Source organism: Streptomyces sp. NPDC043176 (assembly GCF_056436715.1).
The window spans coordinates 1-19,916 of the sequence record NZ_JBWKCA010000043.1 but is presented as its reverse complement, the minus strand read 5'-3'; the positions used below and the strand labels follow the sequence as shown (position 1 = coordinate 19,916).

The following is a 19,916-nucleotide window of genomic DNA, read 5'->3' as shown; positions in this document are numbered from 1 at the left end:
AGTCGCCGGCGGTTCGTGAAGTGTTCTCGTGCGGAGTCGCCGACGGTTCGTGAAGTGTTTTCGTACGGGGTCACGGGCCACCCGCGAACCGCTCTCGTACGGAGCCGCCGGCGGTTCGTGAACCGTTCTCGTACGGGGCCACGGGCCGTGCGTGACCGGTCGCGTACCCGGTCGCGGGCGGTTCGCGGGCCGGTGCCGTACGGGCCCGCCGGCCGTCCGGGAGCCCGTTCGTACGGACCCGCGGGCGTCCGCGATCCGGGCCACTTGGGGCGGGCAGGTGGGCGGAGGCCCGGGAACGGGGTAGCGTGCGTAGCGCGTCACCGGCGGAAGCTCTCGGCCGCGCGCCTCTTCGGCATCCCGCAGAATGGATGACGTTAGGTGTGCCCGAGACAAGCGAGATCAAGTCGGGTGCGCGGACGTCGATGCGGCCCACAGGTCCGCTCCGCCCGCCGCCCGTGGCTTCGCTCCCGCCCCTCGGCCGGCGCACCCGTGAGACGGCGTAGGAGAGAAGCGAGACCTGTGAGTGCTGCGACGACGCGAAGCGGTACCCCGCGTACCCCGCGAGCCACGCGTACCCCCGACCGCCTGTGCGCCGAGGCCGTAGACCTCGCGCGAGAGGCCGCCGAGGAAGCGGCCGCGCCCGGCATCGTGGGCGCGCACGTCGAGGTGGTCGCGGAGGGCGACCGCGTCGTCACGCACTACTTCGAGTCCAAGGAGCCCGGCTACCGGGGCTGGCGCTGGGCCGTGACCGTCACCCGCGCCTCCCGCGCCAAGAACGTCACCCTCGACGAAACCGTCCTGCTGCCCGGCTCCGACGCCCTCCTCGCGCCCGAGTGGGTGCCGTGGAGCGAGCGGCTCCGGCCCGGCGACATGGGCCCCGGCGACCTCCTTCCCACCGAGCAGGACGACCTGCGCCTGGAGCCCGGCTACTCCGGCGAGGACGTCCCGCCGCCGAACTCCGTCGTCTCCGGGGAACTGGCGGACCACCTCGACGCCGAGGACGCCGAGATCGTCACCCGTACCCCCTCGCGGGGCGCGATCGCCGCGGTCGCCGAGGAGCTCGGCATGCGCCGCGCCCGGGTGCTGTCCCGCTACGGCCTCCACACGGCCGCCGACCGCTGGGACGAGGCCTTCGGCGCCAGGACGCCGATGGCCCAGGCGGCCCCCGCCTCCTGCGAGTCCTGCGCCTTCCTGGTGCCGCTGGCCGGCTCCCTCAAGCAGGCCTTCGGCATCTGCGCCAACGAGTTCGCCCCGGCGGACGGCCGCGTCGTCTCCCTCGACTACGGCTGCGGAGGCCACTCCGAAGCGGCGGTCATGCCGAAGCCCCCGCGCCCCGCGCCCCCGGTCCTCGACTCCATGGCCGCCGACGCCTTCCCCCTCCGCCCCGCCAAGGACTCCGGCTCCACCACCGAACCGGACGCCGCCTACGAGGACCTCGGCCACTCCTAGGGGCGTCCTGCCGATCGTGCCGGACTCGCGGGGCTCCCTGATCCGGCCTGATCGACAAGGCACCCCCCAGGGGGCCGACCGGGCGAGCCACCCTCCGGCGCCCCCTGGTCAACACGGCTCGTACGGGCTCCCCGGCATGTGCTTCCGCGCGCCCCGGGGCCCTGACGTGCCCCGGCGTTCGGGGCACCGCGGAGCGCGGTACCTTCGGGCCCCGGACCCTAGGGCCCGGCACCACCGCCCGCAGAACCGCCCCGCAGAGTGGAGTCAGACGTGAGCGTCAGCGTCCGGACGACGACCGACGGAACCGACCCCTTCGGCACCGCACGGCTGCGGCGGGGCGTGCTCGACGCCTGGGGCGCCTCCCCCGCCCGCTTCCGCGAGGACGCGAACGCCGAAGAGGACCTCGCGCTCGGCGGCTACCGCGACCGCCTCGTCGTGGAACTCGCGCAGAACGCCGCCGACGCCGCCCGCCGCGCAGGCGTCACCGGCCGCCTCCGCCTCACGCTCCACCCGGCCGACCACGAGGGTCCCGCCGCCCTCGCCGCCGCCAACACCGGAGCCCCGCTCGACGCGGCGGGCGCCGAATCGCTGTCGACGCTCCGCGCCTCCGCCAAGCGGGAGCAGGGCACCGGCGCCGTCGGCCGCTTCGGCGTCGGCTTCGCCGCCGTCCTCGCCGTGAGCGACGAGCCCGCCGTCCTCGGCCGCCACGGCGGCGTCCGCTGGTCCCTCGCCGAAGCCCGCGAGCTCGCCGCCGAGGCCGCCCGGTACAGCCCGGGCCTCGGCGACGAACTGCGCCGCCGCGACGGCCACGTACCCCTCCTGCGGCTCCCGCTGCCCGCCGAGGGCACCGCACCCGACGGCTACGACACCGTCGTCGTCCTGCCCCTGCGGGACGCCGCCGCCCAGGACCTCGCCGAACGCCTCCTCGGCTCCGTCGACGACGCCCTGCTCCTCACGCTCCCCGGCCTCGCCGAGATCGTCGTCGAGACCGCCGACGGCGTCCGGACCCTCCGCCGCTCCGAGGACGACGGCTACGTCCGCATCGACGACACCGCCACCGGCACCCACCGCTGGCGGACCGTCACCCACGGCGGCCCCATCGAGCCCGACCTTCTCAAGGACCGCCCCGTCGAGGAACGCCTCCGCCCCCACTGGTCCGTCACCTGGGCGGTACCCGTGGACGGCGAAGGCGCCCCCCGCTACCCCCGTACGACCCCCGTCGTGCACGCCCCCACCCCCACCGACGAACCCCTCGGCATCCCCGCCCTGCTCATCGCGTCCCTGCCGCTCGACACCGCCCGCCGGCACCCCGCGCCCGGCCCGCTCACCGACTTCCTGGTGCAGCGCGCGGCCGACGCGTACGCCGAACTCCTCGCCGCCTGGCACCCGGTGACGACCGCCACGCTCGACCTCGTGCCCGGCCCGCTCGGCAAGGGCCCGCTCGACGGAGCCCTGCGCGAGGCGATCCTGGACCGGCTGCCCCGGGTCGCGTTCCTCGCCCCCGCCGTCCCCTCCGAGGACCTGCCCGCGCTCCGCCCCATCGAGGCCGAGGTCGCGGAGGGCGCCGGCGCCGACACCGTCGCCGTCCTCGCCGAGGTCTTCCCGACCCTCCTCCCCGCCGGCCTCGAACGCCGCCCCGAACTCCGCACCCTCGGCATCGGCCGCGTCCCCCTCACCGAGGCCATCGACCGCCTCGCCGGTGTCGACCGGGCCCCGAGCTGGTGGTGGCGCCTCTACGACTCCCTCGCCGGCGTCGACCCCGACCGCCTCACCGGCCTCCCCGTACCGCTCGCCGAGACCGCCGACGGCGCCCGCGTCCGCACCACGATCGGACCCCGGCAGGTCCTCCTCCCGCAGGACCGCACCCCCGCCGAACTCACCCGCCTCGGCCTCAAGGTCGCCCACCCCGAGGCCGCCCACCCGCTCCTGGAGAAGCTGGGCGCCCTGCCCGCCACGCCCCGCGCGGTCCTGACGACCCCGCAGGTACGGGCCGCGGTCGCCGCCTCCCTCGACGACGGCGACATCTGGGACGAGGACGCCGACACCCTCGACGCCGAGGAACTCGCCGACACCGTCCTCGCCCTGGTCCGCGACGCGGAACTCGACCCGGGCGACGAGCCCTGGCTCGGCGCCCTCGCCCTCCCCGACGAGGACGGCGAACTCTCCCCGGCCGGCGAACTCGTCCTCCCCGGATCGCCCTTCGCCGCCGTCATGCGCCCCGACGAACTCGCCTACGTCGACTCCGAACTGGCCGCCCGCTGGGGCGAACGCCCGCTCGCCGCCTGCGGCGTCCTCGCCACCTTCGCCCTCGTCCGCGCCAACGACCTGGTCCTCGACCCCGACGAGGTCGAACCCCGAGAGAGCGACTACCCGGAGCCCGACGACGCCGGTCTCCTCGACGCCGTCGACGTGTGGTGCGAGGACGTCCTCGACCGGCTGCCGCCGACCCACGTGCCGCCGGTCGCCACCGAGATCGTCGCCGTACGCGACCTCGACCTCGTCGACGACGACTGCTGGCCCCAGGCCCTCGCGCTCCTCGCGCAGCCGCCCCTCCGCGACGCCCTCACCCAGCCCGTACGCATCCTGCTCCCGGACGGCACCACCGAGACCGTCCGCCCGTACACCGCCTGGTGGCTCCGCGACCACCCCGTCCTCGACGGCCGCCGCCCCGCCGGCCTCCGCGCCGAGGGCTCCGACCCCCTCCTCGCCGGACTCTACGACTCCGCCGACGCCACCGGCTTCGACGACGAACAGGTCCTCCGCGCCCTCGGCGTCCGCACCTCCGTCGCCGCCCTCCTCGACGAACCCGGCGGCGCCGCCGAACTCCTCACCCGCCTGGCGGACCCCTCCCGCGAGGTCACCACCGTCCAACTCCACGCCCTCTACACGGCCCTCGCCGACCTCGACCCCGAACAGGTCACCCTCCCCGACGAGCTCCGCGCCGTCGTCGACGGCACCCTCGTCGTCGTCGACGCGTCCGAAGCCCTCGTCGCCGACGCCCCCGACCTCCTCCCCCTCGCCGCCGGCCTGCCCCTCCTCCCCGTCGCCCCCTCCCGCGCCGCCGACCTCGCCGACCTCTTCCAGGTCCGCCGCCTCAGCGAAGCCGTCGAGGCCGAAGTCACCACCGTCGGCGAGGAACACGACGTCCCCCCGGCCGTCCACGCCCTCCTCGGCCCCGCCACCCCCGCCTCCTACATCGAGCACGACGAACTCCGCGCCGCCGGCACCGAACTCCACTGGCGCCACACCCCCGACGGCGTCCTCCACGCCTCCACCCTCGAAGGCGTAGCCGCCGGCCTCGCCTGGGCCGCCGGCCAATGGCCCCGCCGCTTCGAAGTGGCCGCCCTCCTCGAAGACCCCTCCCGCACCACGGAACTGGCCAGGGACCGCTGGTTCGACTGACCGGTCACGGGCCTCCCCTCACGAGGGAGGCCCGTCGTGAGCGACGCCTTACGTCAGGACCCACCGGGGCGCGCCGGGCCACGCCCCGGTCCTGCTCGACGCCCTGTAAAGCCCCGGGAAAGAAACCACCCAAGCCGCCCCTCCCACTCCCCAACTCCCTTGCACACTCGATCGGGTGAAGGGGTGTCCGGAACGCGGACGAGTGGGGGTGAGCGTGCGCTACGGTCGGCCGTAATAGCGGCATATGACAAATTGGCCCCCGCAGGGACGGACATCCCGGCGAGGGCCTAGCAACCAGGAAGTAGCGCTTCCCAATGGCTGATCCGCAGTCTAACGCGGCCCTGTCCGCACGCCCGGTACCGTTCGAGATTCCCGTCGACGCGCCTCGCTCCGGGGTGATTCGCGTACGGCACCGGCACAACGGCCGGTTCACGGTCGTCGGGAACCACTTGGCCCAGCATCCAGGACTCTCGGCTGCGGCGATCGGCATCGCCGTGTACATCCAGTCGCTGCCTGACGGAGCCGACGTGACGGTCAAGACGTTGACGCTGAGGTTCCGCGAAGGCGAGATCACCATCCGGCGCGCGCTCAACGAGCTGGTGGCGGCGGGGTACGTGGAGCGGCGACGGGTCGCCCTCGGCGGGGGACGGTTCGCCACACGGGCGTTGTCGTACAACAAGCCGGGGTGCGGGGCGGCGATCCGGCGCGTGCCCGCCGAGGCGGCGCCGGCGGAGGCGCCGAAGCAGGCGACTGAACCGGAACCTGGGGCGATGCCCGAGCCGGTCTCCGCGCCCGTCCTCGTCACCGCGCCCCGCCTCGTACCCGTGCCCGTCGTCGTCGCCGCGCCCGCGCCCCGCGTCGTACCCGCTCCCGTATCCGTACCGCCGGAGCCGCACGGGCCCGCTGCGGACATCCTCGCGCGGTTGCGGACGGTCGACGCGCGGTTGCTGCTGCCGTGCCGGGAGGTCCTGCGGCTCGTGCCCGGCGTGCAGGAGTGGTTGGAGCGGGCGGCGACGCCGGAGCAGGTGATCCGGACGCTGACGGCGGGGCTGCCGCCCGCGCACGTGCCCATCCACCACCCGGGGCGGTTCGTCGAGTACCGGCTGTCCGCGCTGTTGCCGCCCCGGCTCCTGGCCGGCCCGCCGCCGACAGCCGAGCGGCCGGCGCCGCTGGTGACGTGCGACGGGTGTGAGCGGGCGTTCAGGAGCCATGACGCGGGGGCCGGTTGTGGGGATTGCCGGGGGGCCTAGGGGACGGGTGACGTCGAGGTCACTTCCGAGAGCGTCTTCCAGAGCGTGGCGAGCGCGATGAGCTGTGCCACGAAGAACGCCACCGAGGCGAAGCGCATCTGGTAAATGTAAGCGACCATGCCGGCGTTGGTCGCCCAGTAGCGGCGCTCGTTCTGGAAGGTCTGCAGGTCCATCACCAGACCCGTGCACGTCATGACCGAAGCGAATGCCGCGATCTCGCCGATCAAGGAGGGCACGTCCTCTCCGAGGGCCTGGGCGACGAGGAAGTCGGCGACTTCCGGAACGGCGAACGCGAGCGTGACGAAGAGCGCTTTCGTCGGCCCGTGACGGCCCGGAAGATCACGCCACAGCGCCCCGAGGAAGAATCCCGCGACGAGCCACGCGGTCTGCCAGAAGAGGATGAGGAACGTGATCCAGAGGAATCCCGTCGCATCCTCCGCGTTCACCGTCCAGGAGTCATCTTTCACCGCGTACGTCCAGTACAGCAGGCCGGTCGCGGGCAACCCGACGATAGACGCGATGACGGCCCCCCGGCGGGCATTGCCCCACCACGTGGTCAGCGGGCCACAGGCGAACGGGAGATCGACCGGTCTGACACCGGGCGGCAGCGACTGGTCCAGTCTGTCGATCTCGGCCTCGAGCGACTCCCGCTCGGCACGCTCCGCCGGGTTTGCCGTGCCGAGGTGGCTCAGGCGGGCTTGGAGCTCCCGGAACCGGCGCGCCAGACGCAGCACGTCGGCCCGCTCGGTCTGCGAGATCGTCATGCCGAGCGGCACGTTGTCGGCGAAAGGCCGCTCCAGAACGGAGACGGAAGAGCCCAGGGCCAGGACGCCCCAAGCCGCACACATGCACAGCAGCAGGGTGAGGGCGTAGGCGGAAAGACCGTAGTAATCCCCCAAGGGCGCGAGAGTGATGGCGAAGAGGACCACGAGGAGGAACTTCTCCGCCGGCGCGGGTGTGAACGCCGACTTCTCGTACTGTTCGACCCGGCAGACCCGCAAAACCCCCAGCACGGCCAGCGGCGCCAAGATCCCCACGAGGCCCAGCATCAGATCCAGAACGTAGTTCGGGAAATACAACCACCAGATGTAGAGTTCCTTCTCCCACAAGCCCTGGAACTCCGGTTGACCGGGGTCGATGAGCCAGCTGATCCGGTCCCAGTAGCGTTCGAAGGCCAGATAGCCCCACACGACGGTGACCATCGCCGCCGTGATGGCGGCGGGGACCATCACGCGCGGCGGGATCCGTGTCTCCCTGATCAGCAGGATCCGTTGCCCTGCGGCGATCACCCCCAGCCAGCACACTGACATCAGCGCACAGATGGCGAGGGCCGCCACGGTCCAGCCCGGCGGGGACAGCAGAACGTCGGATGTGGGAAGCAAAGAGACCTCGAACACCTCCGACACCACGTACCAGCCGAGGATTCCCAGGACGAGTACGCTCACGCTCACCCGCAGGCGCTTGGACCGGCTGCCGAGGAGACACAGCGCAAGTCCGAGGAAGGCCAGGCTGAACACCGACAGCAGCGGCGAGTAGTCGAAGTCCCAGGCCATCAGCCGGCCGAGAAGCCGGTACAGGTTGTCTCCGAGGTGGACGAGCAGGCCCAGGAAGATCAAAAGGAGCGACCACCACCGCAGAAAGCGCAGCGCTGTCGTCGACTCCGCCGGCATCGTCTTGCCTGCCAGGCTGAGCCTGAGTCGCCGAGCCGCGACCAGCAGCAACGCGCCCGAGGCGACGTACCAGAACGCTCCCGATGCGCTCCACACGCCCCATGTCTCCCACGCCTCCAAGAACGGCTCCGGCGAAGTGGTGAGGAAGTTCCACTGCTGTACCGTCGGTGGGCGGAAGGTGACCGCGGGATACTGGTCGGGCTTCTTGTGCCGCCAGCTCAGATTCGTTCCGCCTTCGCCGAAGGCCGGCGGAGGCGTGGCCGTCAGAGCGCCCTTACCGCCCAGGTTGACCTGAACGCTCTCCCAGTTCGCGCTCTTCAGGGCAGGCGCAGGGTTCAACTCGATGAGCCAGTCCTCCGTCGTCGCCCTCAGCTCCCACGGGCCGACAGCGGAGAACGAGGACTGGATCCAGGTGCTTGCCTCGTAGTGGACCTTGACCCATTGGCCGTCGGCCTTCACGGCCACCGGCGCGAACCGCCACTCGTAGTCAAGGGGGTCGTCGTTCTGCTCCGTCGCGGGTTTGCCCACCAGGCACGCCAGCGCCGATCGGTAGACCGGTGAATGGGTGTCCAGGAGCAGTTCGGAGGCACGATCCCACGTGGCGGGCACACTGATGTCCATGGTGCTCTTGAGCACGCTGTAGTCGTTGCCGCGGTGCTCGAACTCCGCCAGCGCCGTCACCTCGGCCTTCTTGAGCTGATCGGCTCGGCAACCGGGCGAGGCGCGTTCGGCGGCGTCGGCCCTTCCCATGACGGGGAGGACGAGGCAGAGGAGCAGCAACAGCACGTGCAGAGGGCGCGGCGGGGAACAGCCGTGACTGGTCACCGCCCCAGGATCCCCAAGATCCTCCCTGCGCGACGCGCACGTTGCCGCGCGCCGCACTGACGCGCAAGCAGGTCCACTCCAGCAGCCGACGCGTCTGTCGTACCCATCAGCTGTGGTCAGTGATCGGGAAGACGTCCGCCGGTGGTGATCAGTCGATCGGGCACCTCAGTGGTGGCCTCCGTCCGACGGACGGGCCCTACGCCGGGAACCGGCGGTCCACCCAGCGCCAGGTGAGTTCGAGGAGGAGGGCGGCGGTGGCGGCGATGGCGACGGCGGTCCAGGGCATGGTGACGCCGACGAGTTTGAGGGCGAAGAAGTGCTGGAGCCAGGGGACGACGAGGACGAGGAGGAAGGCGCCGGCCATGGTGGCGACGAGGGCGAGGCGCCACCAGGTGTAGGGGCGGGCGACGATCGCGAGGACCCACAGGGAGACGAGGAAGAGGGTGAGGGTGGCGGCGCTGGTCTCGGCTTCGAGGGCGCCTTCGCCGCTGTAGTGGTGGCGGGCGATGAGGTAGGTGGTGAAGGTGGCGGCGCCGGCGATGACGCCGCCGGGGACGGCGTACCGCATGACGCGCCGTACGAAGTGGGGCCGGGCGCGTTCCTTGTTGGGGGCGAGGGCGAGGAAGAAGGCGGGGACGCCGATGGTGAGGGTGGAGAGGAGGGTGAGGTGGCGGGGGAGGAAGGGGTACTCGACCTGGGAGCAGACCACGAGGACGGCCAGGAGGACGGAGTAGACCGTCTTGGTGAGGAAGAGGGTGGCGACGCGGGTGATGTTGCCGATGACGCGGCGGCCCTCGGCGACCACGGAGGGGAGCGTGGCGAAGGAGTTGTTCAGCAGGACGATCTGGGCGACGGCCCGGGTGGCCTCGGATCCGGAGCCCATGGAGACGCCGATGTCGGCGTCCTTGAGGGCGAGGACGTCGTTGACGCCGTCGCCGGTCATGGCGACGGTGTGGCCGTGTGACTGGAGGGCGGCGACCATGTCGCGCTTCTGCTGGGGGGTGACGCGGCCGAAGACGGCGTTGCCGTCGAGGACCTTCGCCATCTCCTCGCGGTCGGTGGGGAGGGTGCGGGCGTCCACGGTGTTCGCGGCGCCGGGCATGTCGAGTTTTCCTGCGACGGCGCCGACGGAGACGGCGTTGTCGCCGGAGACGATCTTGGTGGCGACGTTCTGCTCGGCGAAGTAGGCGAGGGTGTCGCTTGCGTCGGGCCGCAGCCGCTGTTCGAGGACGACGAGGGCGGTGGGGCGGGTGTCGGCGGTGACGTCGGGGGAGTCGAGGTCGTGGGCGGTGCGGGCGAGCAGGAGCACCCGGAGGCCCTGCTCGTTGAGGTGGTCGACCTCGGTGAGGGCCGGGTCGTCGGCGGCGAGGAGGACGTCGGGGGCGCCGAGGAGCCAGGTGGAGCTCTCGCCGTCGCCCTGGCTGAAGGCGGCGCCGCTGTACTTGCGGGCGGAGGAGAAGGGCAGGCTCTCGGTGCAGCGCCACTCCACGGTGTCGGGGTAGGCGTCGATGATGGCCTGGAGGGAGGCGTTCGGGCGCGGGTCGGATTCGCCGAGGGCGCCGAGGACCTTCCGTACGTACGACTCGTCGCTGCCGCCCAGGGGCCGGAGCTCGGTGACGTCCATGCCGCCCTCGGTGAGGGTGCCGGTCTTGTCGAGGCAGACGACGTCGACGCGGGCGAGGCCCTCGATGGCGGGCAGCTCCTGGACGAGGCACTGCTTGCGGCCGAGCCTGATCACGCCGACGGCGAAGGCCACGGAGGTCAGGAGGACGAGGCCTTCGGGGATCATCGGGACGATGCCGCCGACGGTGCGGGCGACGGCGTCCTTGAAGTTGTCGTCCTTGACGACGAGCTGGCTGATGACGAGCCCGATCGCGGTCGGGACCATCATCCACGTCACGTACTTGAGGATCGTGGAGATGCCGTTGCGCAGCTCCGAGTGGACGAGGGTGAAGCGGGACGCCTCCTCGGCGAGCTGGGCGGCGTAGGCCTCGCGGCCGACCTTCGTGGCGGTGAAGGCGCCGCCGCCGGCCACCACGAACGAGCCGGACATCATGCGGTCGCCGGGCTTCTTGACCACGGGGTCGGCCTCGCCGGTCAGCAGGGACTCGTCGATCTCCAGGCTGTCGGCCTCGGCGACGACGCCGTCGACGACGACCTTGTCGCCGGGGCCGAGCTCGATGAGGTCGCCGAGGACGATCTCGGAGGTGGAGAGTTCCGCGGTGCGGCCGTCGCGCCGGACGGTCGGTTTGGCCTCGCCGATGACGGCGAGGCCGTCGAGGGTCTTCTTGGCGCGGAGTTCCTGGACGATGCCGATGCCGGTGTTCGCGACGATCACGAAGCCGAAGAGGCTGTCCTGGATGGGCGCGACGATCAGCATGATCACCCAGAGCACGCCGATGATCGCGTTGAACCGGGTGAAGACGTTGCCGCGGACGATGTCGGTGGTGGAGCGGGAGCTCCGCAGGGGTACGTCGTTGACCTCGCCGCGCGCGACGCGTTCGGCGACCTCGGCGGAGGTGAGTCCGGCGGGGCGGTGCACGACCGGCGGCTCCGCGGCCCCGGTTCCGGCCCGGGTCTCGCCGCCGTCCGTGTCGATCTTCGCCCGCTGCGTCATGGTTTCGACGGTACGACCGTATTCGACCGTTCACCTGCCGAGAAGGGCGAAGATCAGACCGGGGGAGGACCGGAATCATCCGCTGGTGCCACACCCCGGCCGGGCGTCACGGGGCGGGCTCGTCCCCCGGTGCTACGCGCCGTCGCCGGCGGTCCGCCCGGCCGCGGCCTGCGCCGCCGCGTGGCGCTTGATCGCCGCGTCGCGCTTGCGCACGTACCAGATGCCGATCAGGCCGAGGCCGGCTCCGGCGAGGCAGGTCCAGACCCAGGAGGTGAGGTCCCGGTCGGCGAACCAGCCGTAGAAGGGGACCTGGACGAGGAAGAGGACGAACCAGAGGATCGTTCCGCCGGTGATGGTGGCGACGACGGGCCCTTCCAGGGGCTCGGGTGCCTCGTGCTTCGGTGTCCACTTCGCCATGGGGCCAGTCTAGGCGGCGCGCCTTCGTGCCCCGGCGGCGCCGAGGCCCTTGAGAGCCCGGGGCCGTCGGGACCCCGTCCGCCCGGCCCGCTCCGGGGTCTACGCGCGGAGATGGACGCTCGCTCGTTCATGTGTTCATACTGAAACGGTTTGCCTCTGGCGGGTTTCCCTCGTATGAACCGCCAAAAAGGACTTCTTCCGAAGAGGAACCCCATGAGCACCACGGCCGCCGCCAAGGCCACTTCCCCGGAGAACCCCGAGAACCCGGGAACTCCCACCTCCGGCATCGACCGCTACTTCAGGATCTCCGAGCGCGGTTCGACCGTGGCCCGCGAGATCCGGGGCGGTTTCGCCACCTTCTTCGCGATGGCCTACATCATCGTGCTGAACCCGATCATCCTCGGCAGCGCCAAGGACATGTACGGGCACCAGCTCGACAGCGGCCAGCTCGTCACCGCGACCGTCCTCACGGCGGCGTTCACGACGCTCCTCATGGGCGTCATCGGCAACGTGCCGATCGCCCTCGCCGCCGGTCTCGGCGTCAACACGGTCGTCGCGCTCCAGCTCGCGCCGAAGATGTCCTGGCCGGACGCGATGGGCATGGTCGTCCTCGCGGGCGTCGTCGTGATGCTCCTCGTCGCGACCGGTCTGCGCGAGCGCGTCATGAACGCGGTCCCGGTCGGCCTGCGCAAGGGCATCGCGATCGGCATCGGCCTCTTCATCATGCTGATCGGCCTCGTCGACTCGGGCTTCGTCTCCCGGATCCCCGACGCCGCGCACACCACCGTCCCGCTCCAGCTCGGCGGCGCCGGTCACCTCACCGGCTGGCCGGTCCTGGTCTTCGTCCTGGGCACGCTCCTGACCCTCGCCCTGATCATCCGCAAGGTGCCGGGCGCCATCCTCATCTCGATCGTCGTCATGACGATCGTGGCCATGGTGATCAACGCGGTCGCGACCGTCCCGTCCTGGGGCCTCACCACGCCGGAGTGGCCGGGCAACCCGGTCGCCTCGCCGGACTTCGGCCTGGTCGGCCAGGTCAGTCTGTTCGGCGGCTTCGACAAGGTCGGCCTGCTGACCGGCGTCCTGTTCGTCTTCACCGTGCTGCTGTCCTGCTTCTTCGACGCGATGGGCACGATCCTCGGCGTCGGCGACGAGGCCAAGCTGATCGACCGGGACGGCAACTTCCCGGGCATCAACAAGGTCCTGCTCGTCGACGGCCTGGCCGTCGCCTCCGGCGGCGCGACCTCCTCCTCGGCCACCACCTGCTTCGTGGAGTCCACCGCGGGCGTCGGCGAGGGCGCGCGCACGGGCCTCGCCTCGGTCGTGACCGGCGGCCTCTTCTCGATCGCGCTGTTCCTCACGCCGCTGGCGACGATGGTCCCGTCCCAGGCGGCGACGCCCGCGCTCCTCGCGGTCGGCTTCCTGATCCTGGCCGGTTCGGTCAAGGACATCGACTGGAGCGACTACACCATCGCGGTGCCGGCGTTCCTGGCCATGGTGATGATGCCGTTCACGTACTCGATCACGAACGGCATCGGCATCGGCTTCATCGCCTTCAGCGTGCTGCGTCTGGCGGCCGGCCGGGGCCGTGAGGTCCCGGTGGCCATGTACGTCGTCTCGGCGGTCTTCGTCTTCTACTACGCGATGCCGGCGCTCGGCCTGACCTGAGCGTCGGGGGGCGCGTCGGAGGCCCCGTAGAACTTCTCCGTCTCCTCTACGGCGGTCTTGAACCGCGCGTCGAAGTCCTCCCGAATGAGCGTCCGGACGACATAGTCCTGGACGCTCATTCCTCTTTTCGCGGCGTGACTCTTGAGCCGGTCGAGCAGCTCACTGTCGATGCGCAGGCTGAGCACTGTCGATCCCATGCCGTTCAGGGTCGGGGCAGGCGGGGCCTCTTTGCGTCACTTTCCGGATCCGACTCACTCATTTGGGTGAGCCATGGATATGCGGGCGTGACCTGACCGGATGTGATTCGTGTGACGTCGGTGTGTTCCCGTTGGTATTTAGACAGAGTAATGAGTTAGGCTAACAAACATGCCAGACCTGTCCCACGGCACCGCCGACGACGCTGCGGCCGTGAACGCGCTCCGCTCCTCCGTCATGCGACTGGGCCGACGCCTCAAGCACCAGCGCGTCGACGAGTCGCTGAGCCCCACCGAGATGTCGGTGCTCGGCACCCTGTCGCTCTGCGGCTCGGCCACCCCCGGTGAGCTGGCCCGCAAGGAGCACGTCCAGCCGCCGTCGATGACCCGCATCGTCGCGCTGCTCGAAGCCAAGGGACTGGTCAGGCTGGAGCCGCACCCCGACGACCGCCGGCAGAAGGTGGTCAGCCAGACCGAGCAGGCCACGGCCATGCTCGAGGAGTCCCGCCGCAAGCGGAACGCCTGGCTGGCCGCCCTCGCCGAGGGCCTGGACGAGGACGAATGGGCCAAGCTGCGCGCGGCCGCCCCGGTCCTGGAGAAGCTCGCCCACCTGCCCCCGGCCTCCCGGGGGTAGCCCCCAGGACCGGGGGAGTCCCCGGACCTCGACGCGCCAAGGAGGCGACGCACTTTGAGTACGGGACACGGAGCAGACTCCGCACCCGTCCATAAACCCACCCTCGACACCCGCGGGCGGGGGGGAACCCTCTTCGGGGACACCTTCTCCTCGCTCGGGATCCGGAACTACCGGCTGTTCTTCACCGGAGCGATCGTCTCCAACACCGGTACGTGGATGGCCCGGATCACCCAGGACTGGCTGGTCCTGAGCCTCACCGGCTCGGCCGCCGCCGTCGGCATCACGACGGCCCTGCAGTTCCTGCCGATGCTGCTCTTCGGGCTGTACGGCGGCGTGATCGCCGACCGCTACCCGAAGCGAAACCTGCTCCTCGTCAGCCAGGCCGCCCTCGGACTATGCGGCCTCGCGCTCGCCGTCCTCACCCTCTCCGGCTCCGTCCAGGTCTGGCACGTCTACCTGATCGCCTTCCTCCTCGGCATGGTGACCGTCGTCGACAACCCGGCCCGGCAGTCCTTCGTCTCCGAGATGGTCGGCCCCGGGCAGCTGCGCAACGCCGTCTCCCTGAACTCGGCGAACTTCCAGTCGGCGCGGCTCGTCGGCCCCGCCCTCGCCGGCGTCCTCATCGCCGGGGTCGGCAGCGGCTGGGCCTTCCTCCTCAACGGCCTCTCCTTCCTCGCCCCGCTCGTGAGCCTCCTGCTCATGCGGACGAGCGAACTCCACAAGGTGGAGCGCGCCCCGCGCGGCAAGGGCCAGCTGAGGGAGGGCCTGCGGTACGTGGCCGGGCGGCCGGACCTGATCTGGCCGATCGCCCTCGTCGGCTTCATCGGCACCTTCGGGTTCAACTTCCCGATCTGGCTCACCGCCTTCTCCAGCGACGTCTTCCACGTCGGCGCGGGCACCTACGGCCTGCTCAACACCCTGATGGCGGCCGGCTCCCTGGTCGGCGCCCTCGCGGCCGCCCGCCGCGGCTCGACTCGGCTGCGGATGCTGGTGATCGCGGCGGCCGTCTTCGGCGTCCTGGAGATCACGGCGGCCCTGTCGCCCGTGTTCTGGCTGTTCGCGCTGCTGCTCGTGCCGATCGGCATGATCGGCCTCACGGTCAACATCACCGCGAACTCCGCCGTCCAGATGGCCACCGACCCGGCCATGCGCGGCCGGGTGATGAGCCTCTACATGATGGTGTTCGCCGGGGGCACGCCGATCGGGGCGCCGCTCCTCGGCTGGGTCACCGACACCTACGGCGCCCGCGCCGGCTTCGCGACCGGCGGCCTGGTCTCGCTGACCGCCGCGGTCGTCATCGGCCTGGTCCTGGCCCGCGTCGGCGGCCTGAAGGTCGCCATGCGCTGGCACCACGGCCACCCGCGCGTCCGCTTCGTGGCGCGCGAGCGCCTGGCGACGGCGGCGTAGGGGCGTCCGGGCCCCCCTGACCTTTCGCTCGCGCGTGCGAAGATCACCTCTCCGTGCAGGTGAAGATCTTGAAAGGGGGGCTTGCACGCCCATGTCCCTGACCCGTCGTACCGTCCTGACGGCGTTGGCCGCCACTCCGGTAATCGCTCCCGCGGCCGCCGAGGCCGCCGTACCGCAGACCGCCGTGCCCCAGGCCGCGCCCGCCGTGGCCACCGCCACCACCGCCGCCGGAAGCCTGCCGCCCGGCAGTCTGCCCGAGGGTCACAGGTTCGACCTGGCGGCCGAGCCCGTCGACCTGTTCGGCAAGGAGGTCCTCCTCCACCACACCCGGGTGCACCAGCAGATCGCCTACGACCCGGTGACCGGCCTGGGCTACGCCGTACAGCTGATGAGCGGCGGCCGCCTGCTCCCGGGCGAGACCGGCACGCCGCCGTCCACCACGGAGCGCAACTACCGGGGCGACCTGTGCGTCAACCAGCTCGCGGCCGACGGCACCGTCCTCGCCGTCATGCACCTCAGGGGCTTCGGCCACGGCGGCGGACTCGGCATCGAACACGTCGACGGCACCCCCTGGCTCTGGCTGGAGACCGACGCGGACAGGGTCACCAGTGGCTTCGCCTACGGCAAGCACATCGGCCGGGTCGCGTTCACGCCGGACGCCGTCGTCGACGCGGGGAGCAGCCTCGTCGAGGTGTTCGACCCCGTCCCCGGCGCCCTTCACATCACCCCGGCGCTGGACGTCGACCACGGCCGCATCGCGGTGCGCCACGTGTCGTCGACCGGCACCGCGGAGTACCGCGTCTACGCGCTCGAAGCCTTCAAGCGCCGCGAGTTCACGGCGCAGTACACGTTCCCGGCGAAGTACCGCACCCAGGCCTGGTGCCTGTACGGGAACCTCGTCCACCAGAACGAGGGCAACGCCTACGACGCCGCCACCAACCCGAAGCCGGGCAACTCCTGGTGGAACGTCTACGACATCACCACCGGTGACGTGATCGAGCGGACCTTCAACACCACCGCCCTCCACCTGGAGCACCGCGAGACCGAGGGCATCACCGTCCGCCGGACGCCCGACGGGCCGCAGCTCGTGTTCGGCTTCGCCACGCAGGCGACCCGGCACATGGCCCTCTACGGCATCACCGGCACCCTCAGCGGCCCCACCGGCCACGTCCCGTGGACCGGCCTGGAGTGGGACGCCGCCGCCTACCCCGCCGCCGGCAGCAGTTACGGCCCGGAGTACCGCCAGTCGGGCAACCGCGTCCACCTCCACCTTCGGGTGACCCGCGCCGGCAACACCGCGTGGGTCAGCGGCGACACGATCCTCACGCTGCCGCCGCACCTCCGCCCCCGGCGCACCCAGGGCATGGTGGGCCAGACGACCGGCGCCGGCGTCACCGGGCCCCTCACCATCCGCTGGGAGGTCACCTCCGACGGCGCGCTGCGCGTCTACGACGAGCGGGGGATCAAGGGCTGGATCGGCCTGGACGCCGGGTTCTTCCTCAGCTGACCGCGCGAGCCGAGCGGGCGAGCCGACCGTACGCGCCGACCGCGCCAGCCCACCGCGCGATCCGAGGGCACGCCCGTCCGGACGTACGCTCACGGAGCGGCGGGCCCTCACACCCGCCGCTGCAGCACCTGACCCGGCCACTCGCCCACCGTGAAGGGCTCGGTGCGGGTGAAGCCCCGGCCCTCGTAGTACGAGACGAGCCGCCCGTCGCCGCCGGCGAAGCAGTCCACTCGCAGCAGCGAGACGCCCTGCCGCCGGGTCTCGGCGGCGGCGTGCTCCAGGAGCGCGGCACCCACCCCGTGGCCGTGGAAGCGGGCGTCGGTGGCGAGGAGGCGCACGTACACCTCGGGCTCGTCGGCCGGTGCGACGTACTGGCCGGGGTGCGGGGTCAGCGTCATGGCGCCCGCCGGTACGCCGTCGACCTCGGCGATCCAGGGGTCGCCCTCGCCCATGGTCCGCCGCACCTGCTCCACGGCCTCGGGACGCCCGGAGAACGACTCCGTGCCCCACTGCGCGGTGATGCCCTTGCCGTTCAGCCACACCACGGCGCTGTCGAGTATCGCGAGAATCGCGGGGAAGTCGTCGGCCCCGCCCTTACGGATCTTCATGCCGCCGAGGCTAACCGCTGCCAGAATCTCCCCATGAGGCTCTTCGCCGCGGTCCTGCCGCCCCCGGAGCGGCTGGCCGAGCTCGCCCAGGTCGTCGACCGGCTGCACCGGCTGCCCGGGGCCGACGGGCTGCGCTGGACCTCGCGGCCCGGCTGGCACCTGACGCTCGCCTTCATGGGGGAGGTGGACGAGGAGCTGCTGCCCGAGCTGCGGGAACGGCTCGCCAGGGCCGCGCACCGGACGCCGCCGTTTCCGCTGCGGCTGCACGGCGGCGGCCACTTCGGGCGGCGGGCGCTGTGGACGGGCGTCGCCGGGGGCCTGGACCAGCTGCGACTGCTCGCCGAGCGGGCGGACGCCGCGGCGCGCCGGGCGGGGGTCGCGATGGAGGAGCACCGCCGCTACCAGGCGCACCTGACGCTGGCCCGGGCCCGGGCGGACGAGGTGGACCTGCGGCCGTTCCAGGAGGAGCTCGGCGCGTTCGAGGGCGGCCGCTGGGAGGTGGCCGAGCTGGCGCTCGTACGGTCGAACCTGCCGGTGAGCGGGGTGCGGGGCGAGCAGCCGCGGTACGAGAAGGTCGCCGGCTGGCCCCTGGAGGGGGCGGAGAGCGGCCGGGCCGGGGACGGGCGGCCCGGGCGGGCGGGTTAACCTCGAAGCGTGGACCCGAAGACCCGTAACCGGATCATGGCCGGCGTGCTCGTACTGATGTTCGCGATCATCGCGGTGGCGTCGCTGGCCGGACAGTAGCCCTCGCACGCCCTGCCCGTCCCCTGGGGGAGCGGGCCGGACGGCAGCCCCCGGCACGCCCTGCCCACCCGATGGGAACCCCCTTGCTTCGAGCGCACTCGAAGCAGTTGGCTTGACGTCCATGGAGTACACGCAGCTCGGACGCACCGGACTCAAGGTCAGCCGACTCGTCCTCGGGACGATGAACTTCGGACCACAGACGGACGAACCCACCAGCCACGCCATCATGGACACGGCGCTGGACGCGGGACTCAACTTCTTCGACACCGCCAACGTCTATGGCTGGGCGGAGAACAAGGGGCGGACGGAGTCGATCATCGGCTCCTGGTTCGCCAAGGGCGACGGCCGCCGCGACAGGACCGTCCTCGCCACCAAGGTGTACGGGAACATGGGCGTCGACGGCGACGCCTGGCCCAACCACGACAAGCTCTCGGCGCTCAACATCCGCCGCGCGGTCGAGGCCAGCCTCAAGCGGCTCGGCACCGACTACATCGACGTCTACCAGTTCCACCACGTCGACCGCTCCACCCCCTTCGAGGAGATCTGGCAGGCCGTCGACGTCCTGATCCAGCAGGGCAAGGTGCTCTACGCGGGCTCCTCGAACTTCCCCGGCTACAAGATCGCCCAGGCCAACGAGACCGCCGCCCGCCGCGGCTCCGTCGGCCTCGTCAGCGAGCAGTGCCTCTACAACCTCTTCGAGCGGCGCGCCGAGATGGAGGTCATCCCCGCCGCCCAGGAGTACGGCCTCGGGGTCATCCCCTGGTCCCCGCTCCACGGCGGCCTGCTCGGCGGCGTCCTCAAGAAGGAGGCCGAGGGCAAGCGCCGCACCGAGGGCCGCGCCGCCGCCACCCTCGCCGACCCGGCCTCCCGCGCACAGCTCCAGGCCTACGAGGACCTGCTCGACAAGCACGGCCTCGCGCCCGGCGAGACGGCCCTCGCCTGGCTCCTCACCCGCCCCGGCGTCACGGGCCCCATCGTCGGCCCGCGCACGCCCGAGCAGCTCGCCGGCGCCCTGCGCGCCCTGGAGCTCGAACTGGGCGACGAGGTCCTGGCCGGCCTCGACGAGGTCTTCCCCGGCCCGGGCCCGTCGCCGGAGGCCTTCGCCTGGTGACCCCCTAGACGATTGAGTCCGAAGTCCGGGTCAGTGGTCGTAGGCGATCAATGACCTGGTCAGCGGTGTTCCGTTGGTCCGGTGTGCCAGATCGCTGCGGTCAGGGCGAGGATGCGTTGTCCGACGCGGGCCAGGACTCCGGCTGGGGTTCTCGCTCCGTGGCGTTCGAGGTCGAGCTGGCCCTTGAGGGTGTCGTTGACCGACTCGATGAGCTGCCGGATCGGTTTGAGCAGGTGTTCGCCGGGCCGGGGCTTGAGGTTGCGGTAGCTGGGCCGCAGCAGTTTCAGGCCGTGGTCGGCCAGGAAGGCGTCGAGGTGTTTGGAGACGTAGCCCTTGTCGCCGACGATCGTCTGCCCGGGGTGGGTGGCCGGTAGGTCCTGGTCCCCGGTGAGCATGTCGGCGAGGACTTCGCG

Annotated in this window: 14 protein-coding genes and 1 pseudogene; 9 read left to right on the top strand and 6 right to left on the bottom strand. The window is 71.7% G+C overall.

What is annotated here, in order from left to right:
* Nucleotides 1–519 precede the first annotated feature (519 nt).
* From AC067A_RS36480 to AC067A_RS36470, 3 genes are all read left to right on the top strand, one after another.
* The gene (locus tag AC067A_RS36480; protein WP_479247765.1) at nucleotides 520–1,449 is read left to right on the top strand and encodes a DUF3027 domain-containing protein; all 930 of its coding nucleotides are present in this window, start codon (nucleotides 520–522) and stop codon (nucleotides 1,447–1,449) included.
* Between the two features lie 258 nt (nucleotides 1,450–1,707).
* The gene (locus AC067A_RS36475) at nucleotides 1,708–4,851 is read left to right on the top strand and encodes a sacsin N-terminal ATP-binding-like domain-containing protein (RefSeq protein ID WP_479247763.1); all 3,144 of its coding nucleotides are present in this window, start codon (nucleotides 1,708–1,710) and stop codon (nucleotides 4,849–4,851) included.
* Between the two features lie 449 nt (nucleotides 4,852–5,300).
* The gene (locus AC067A_RS36470; protein ID WP_479247761.1) at nucleotides 5,301–6,101 is read left to right on the top strand and encodes a hypothetical protein; all 801 of its coding nucleotides are present in this window, start codon (nucleotides 5,301–5,303) and stop codon (nucleotides 6,099–6,101) included.
* Here AC067A_RS36470 and AC067A_RS36465 read toward each other — a convergent pair.
* The 3 genes from AC067A_RS36465 to AC067A_RS36455 all read right to left on the bottom strand — a co-directional run bounded on the left by AC067A_RS36465 (nucleotide 6,098) and on the right by AC067A_RS36455 (nucleotide 11,630).
* Nucleotides 6,098–8,557 carry a DUF6185 family protein gene (locus AC067A_RS36465; RefSeq protein WP_479247759.1) on the bottom strand — a complete coding sequence of 820 codons (2,460 nt, stop codon included), beginning with the start codon at nucleotides 8,555–8,557 and terminating at the stop codon, nucleotides 6,098–6,100. The genes AC067A_RS36470 and AC067A_RS36465 overlap by 4 nt on opposite strands.
* A 235-nt stretch (nucleotides 8,558–8,792) precedes the next feature.
* Entirely contained in the window at nucleotides 8,793–11,213 is a 2,421-nt protein-coding gene (locus tag AC067A_RS36460) for an HAD-IC family P-type ATPase (RefSeq protein WP_479247757.1), read from the bottom strand.
* Nucleotides 11,214–11,345: 132 nt separating this feature from the next.
* Entirely contained in the window at nucleotides 11,346–11,630 is a 285-nt protein-coding gene (locus tag AC067A_RS36455) for a DUF2530 domain-containing protein (protein ID WP_479247755.1), read from the bottom strand.
* Nucleotides 11,631–11,843: 213 nt separating this feature from the next.
* Between AC067A_RS36455 and AC067A_RS36450 the strand changes: the two genes are divergently transcribed.
* Nucleotides 11,844–13,298, top strand: coding sequence for an NCS2 family permease (locus tag AC067A_RS36450; protein ID WP_479247753.1), 1,455 nt, complete (start codon nucleotides 11,844–11,846; stop codon nucleotides 13,296–13,298).
* Here AC067A_RS36450 and AC067A_RS36445 read toward each other — a convergent pair.
* Entirely contained in the window at nucleotides 13,268–13,495 is a 228-nt protein-coding gene (locus AC067A_RS36445) for a hypothetical protein (RefSeq protein WP_479247751.1), read from the bottom strand. The two genes, AC067A_RS36450 and AC067A_RS36445, sit on opposite strands and share 31 nt — an antisense overlap.
* Nucleotides 13,496–13,664: 169 nt before the next feature.
* Here AC067A_RS36445 and AC067A_RS36440 point away from each other — a divergent pair, with 169 nt between their 5' ends.
* The 3 genes from AC067A_RS36440 (at nucleotide 13,665) to AC067A_RS36430 (ending at nucleotide 17,040) form a co-directional block, all read left to right on the top strand.
* Nucleotides 13,665–14,126, top strand: coding sequence for a MarR family winged helix-turn-helix transcriptional regulator (locus AC067A_RS36440; protein WP_367827514.1), 462 nt, complete (start codon nucleotides 13,665–13,667; stop codon nucleotides 14,124–14,126).
* A 54-nt stretch (nucleotides 14,127–14,180) separates the two neighbouring features.
* Nucleotides 14,181–15,533 (top strand): MFS transporter, encoded by a 1,353-nt coding sequence (locus tag AC067A_RS36435; RefSeq protein ID WP_479247749.1) that lies wholly within the window; start codon nucleotides 14,181–14,183, stop codon nucleotides 15,531–15,533.
* A 91-nt stretch (nucleotides 15,534–15,624) separates the two neighbouring features.
* Entirely contained in the window at nucleotides 15,625–17,040 is a 1,416-nt protein-coding gene (locus AC067A_RS36430; protein ID WP_479247747.1) for a phage baseplate protein, read from the top strand.
* A gap of 107 nt (nucleotides 17,041–17,147) precedes the next feature.
* Here the strand turns inward: AC067A_RS36430 and AC067A_RS36425 are convergent, their stop codons facing one another.
* Complete coding sequence (locus AC067A_RS36425; RefSeq protein ID WP_479247745.1) at nucleotides 17,148–17,648, bottom strand: GNAT family N-acetyltransferase; 501 nt, start codon at nucleotides 17,646–17,648, stop codon at nucleotides 17,148–17,150.
* 33 nt (nucleotides 17,649–17,681) lie between these two features.
* On the opposite strand from AC067A_RS36425, the gene thpR reads away from it, so the two are divergent.
* Both thpR and AC067A_RS36415 read left to right on the top strand, forming a co-directional pair.
* Nucleotides 17,682–18,293: an RNA 2',3'-cyclic phosphodiesterase gene (thpR, locus tag AC067A_RS36420; RefSeq protein WP_479247743.1), complete on the top strand. Its 612-nt coding sequence runs from the start codon at nucleotides 17,682–17,684 to the stop codon at nucleotides 18,291–18,293.
* Nucleotides 18,294–18,513: 220 nt separating this feature from the next.
* Nucleotides 18,514–19,503 (top strand): aldo/keto reductase, encoded by a 990-nt coding sequence (locus AC067A_RS36415; RefSeq protein ID WP_479247742.1) that lies wholly within the window; start codon nucleotides 18,514–18,516, stop codon nucleotides 19,501–19,503.
* Nucleotides 19,504–19,533: 30 nt separating this feature from the next.
* On the opposite strand, the pseudogene AC067A_RS36410 reads toward AC067A_RS36415, so the two are convergent.
* Nucleotides 19,534–19,916 (bottom strand): annotated as a pseudogene (locus AC067A_RS36410) (transposase); the annotation flags it as partial.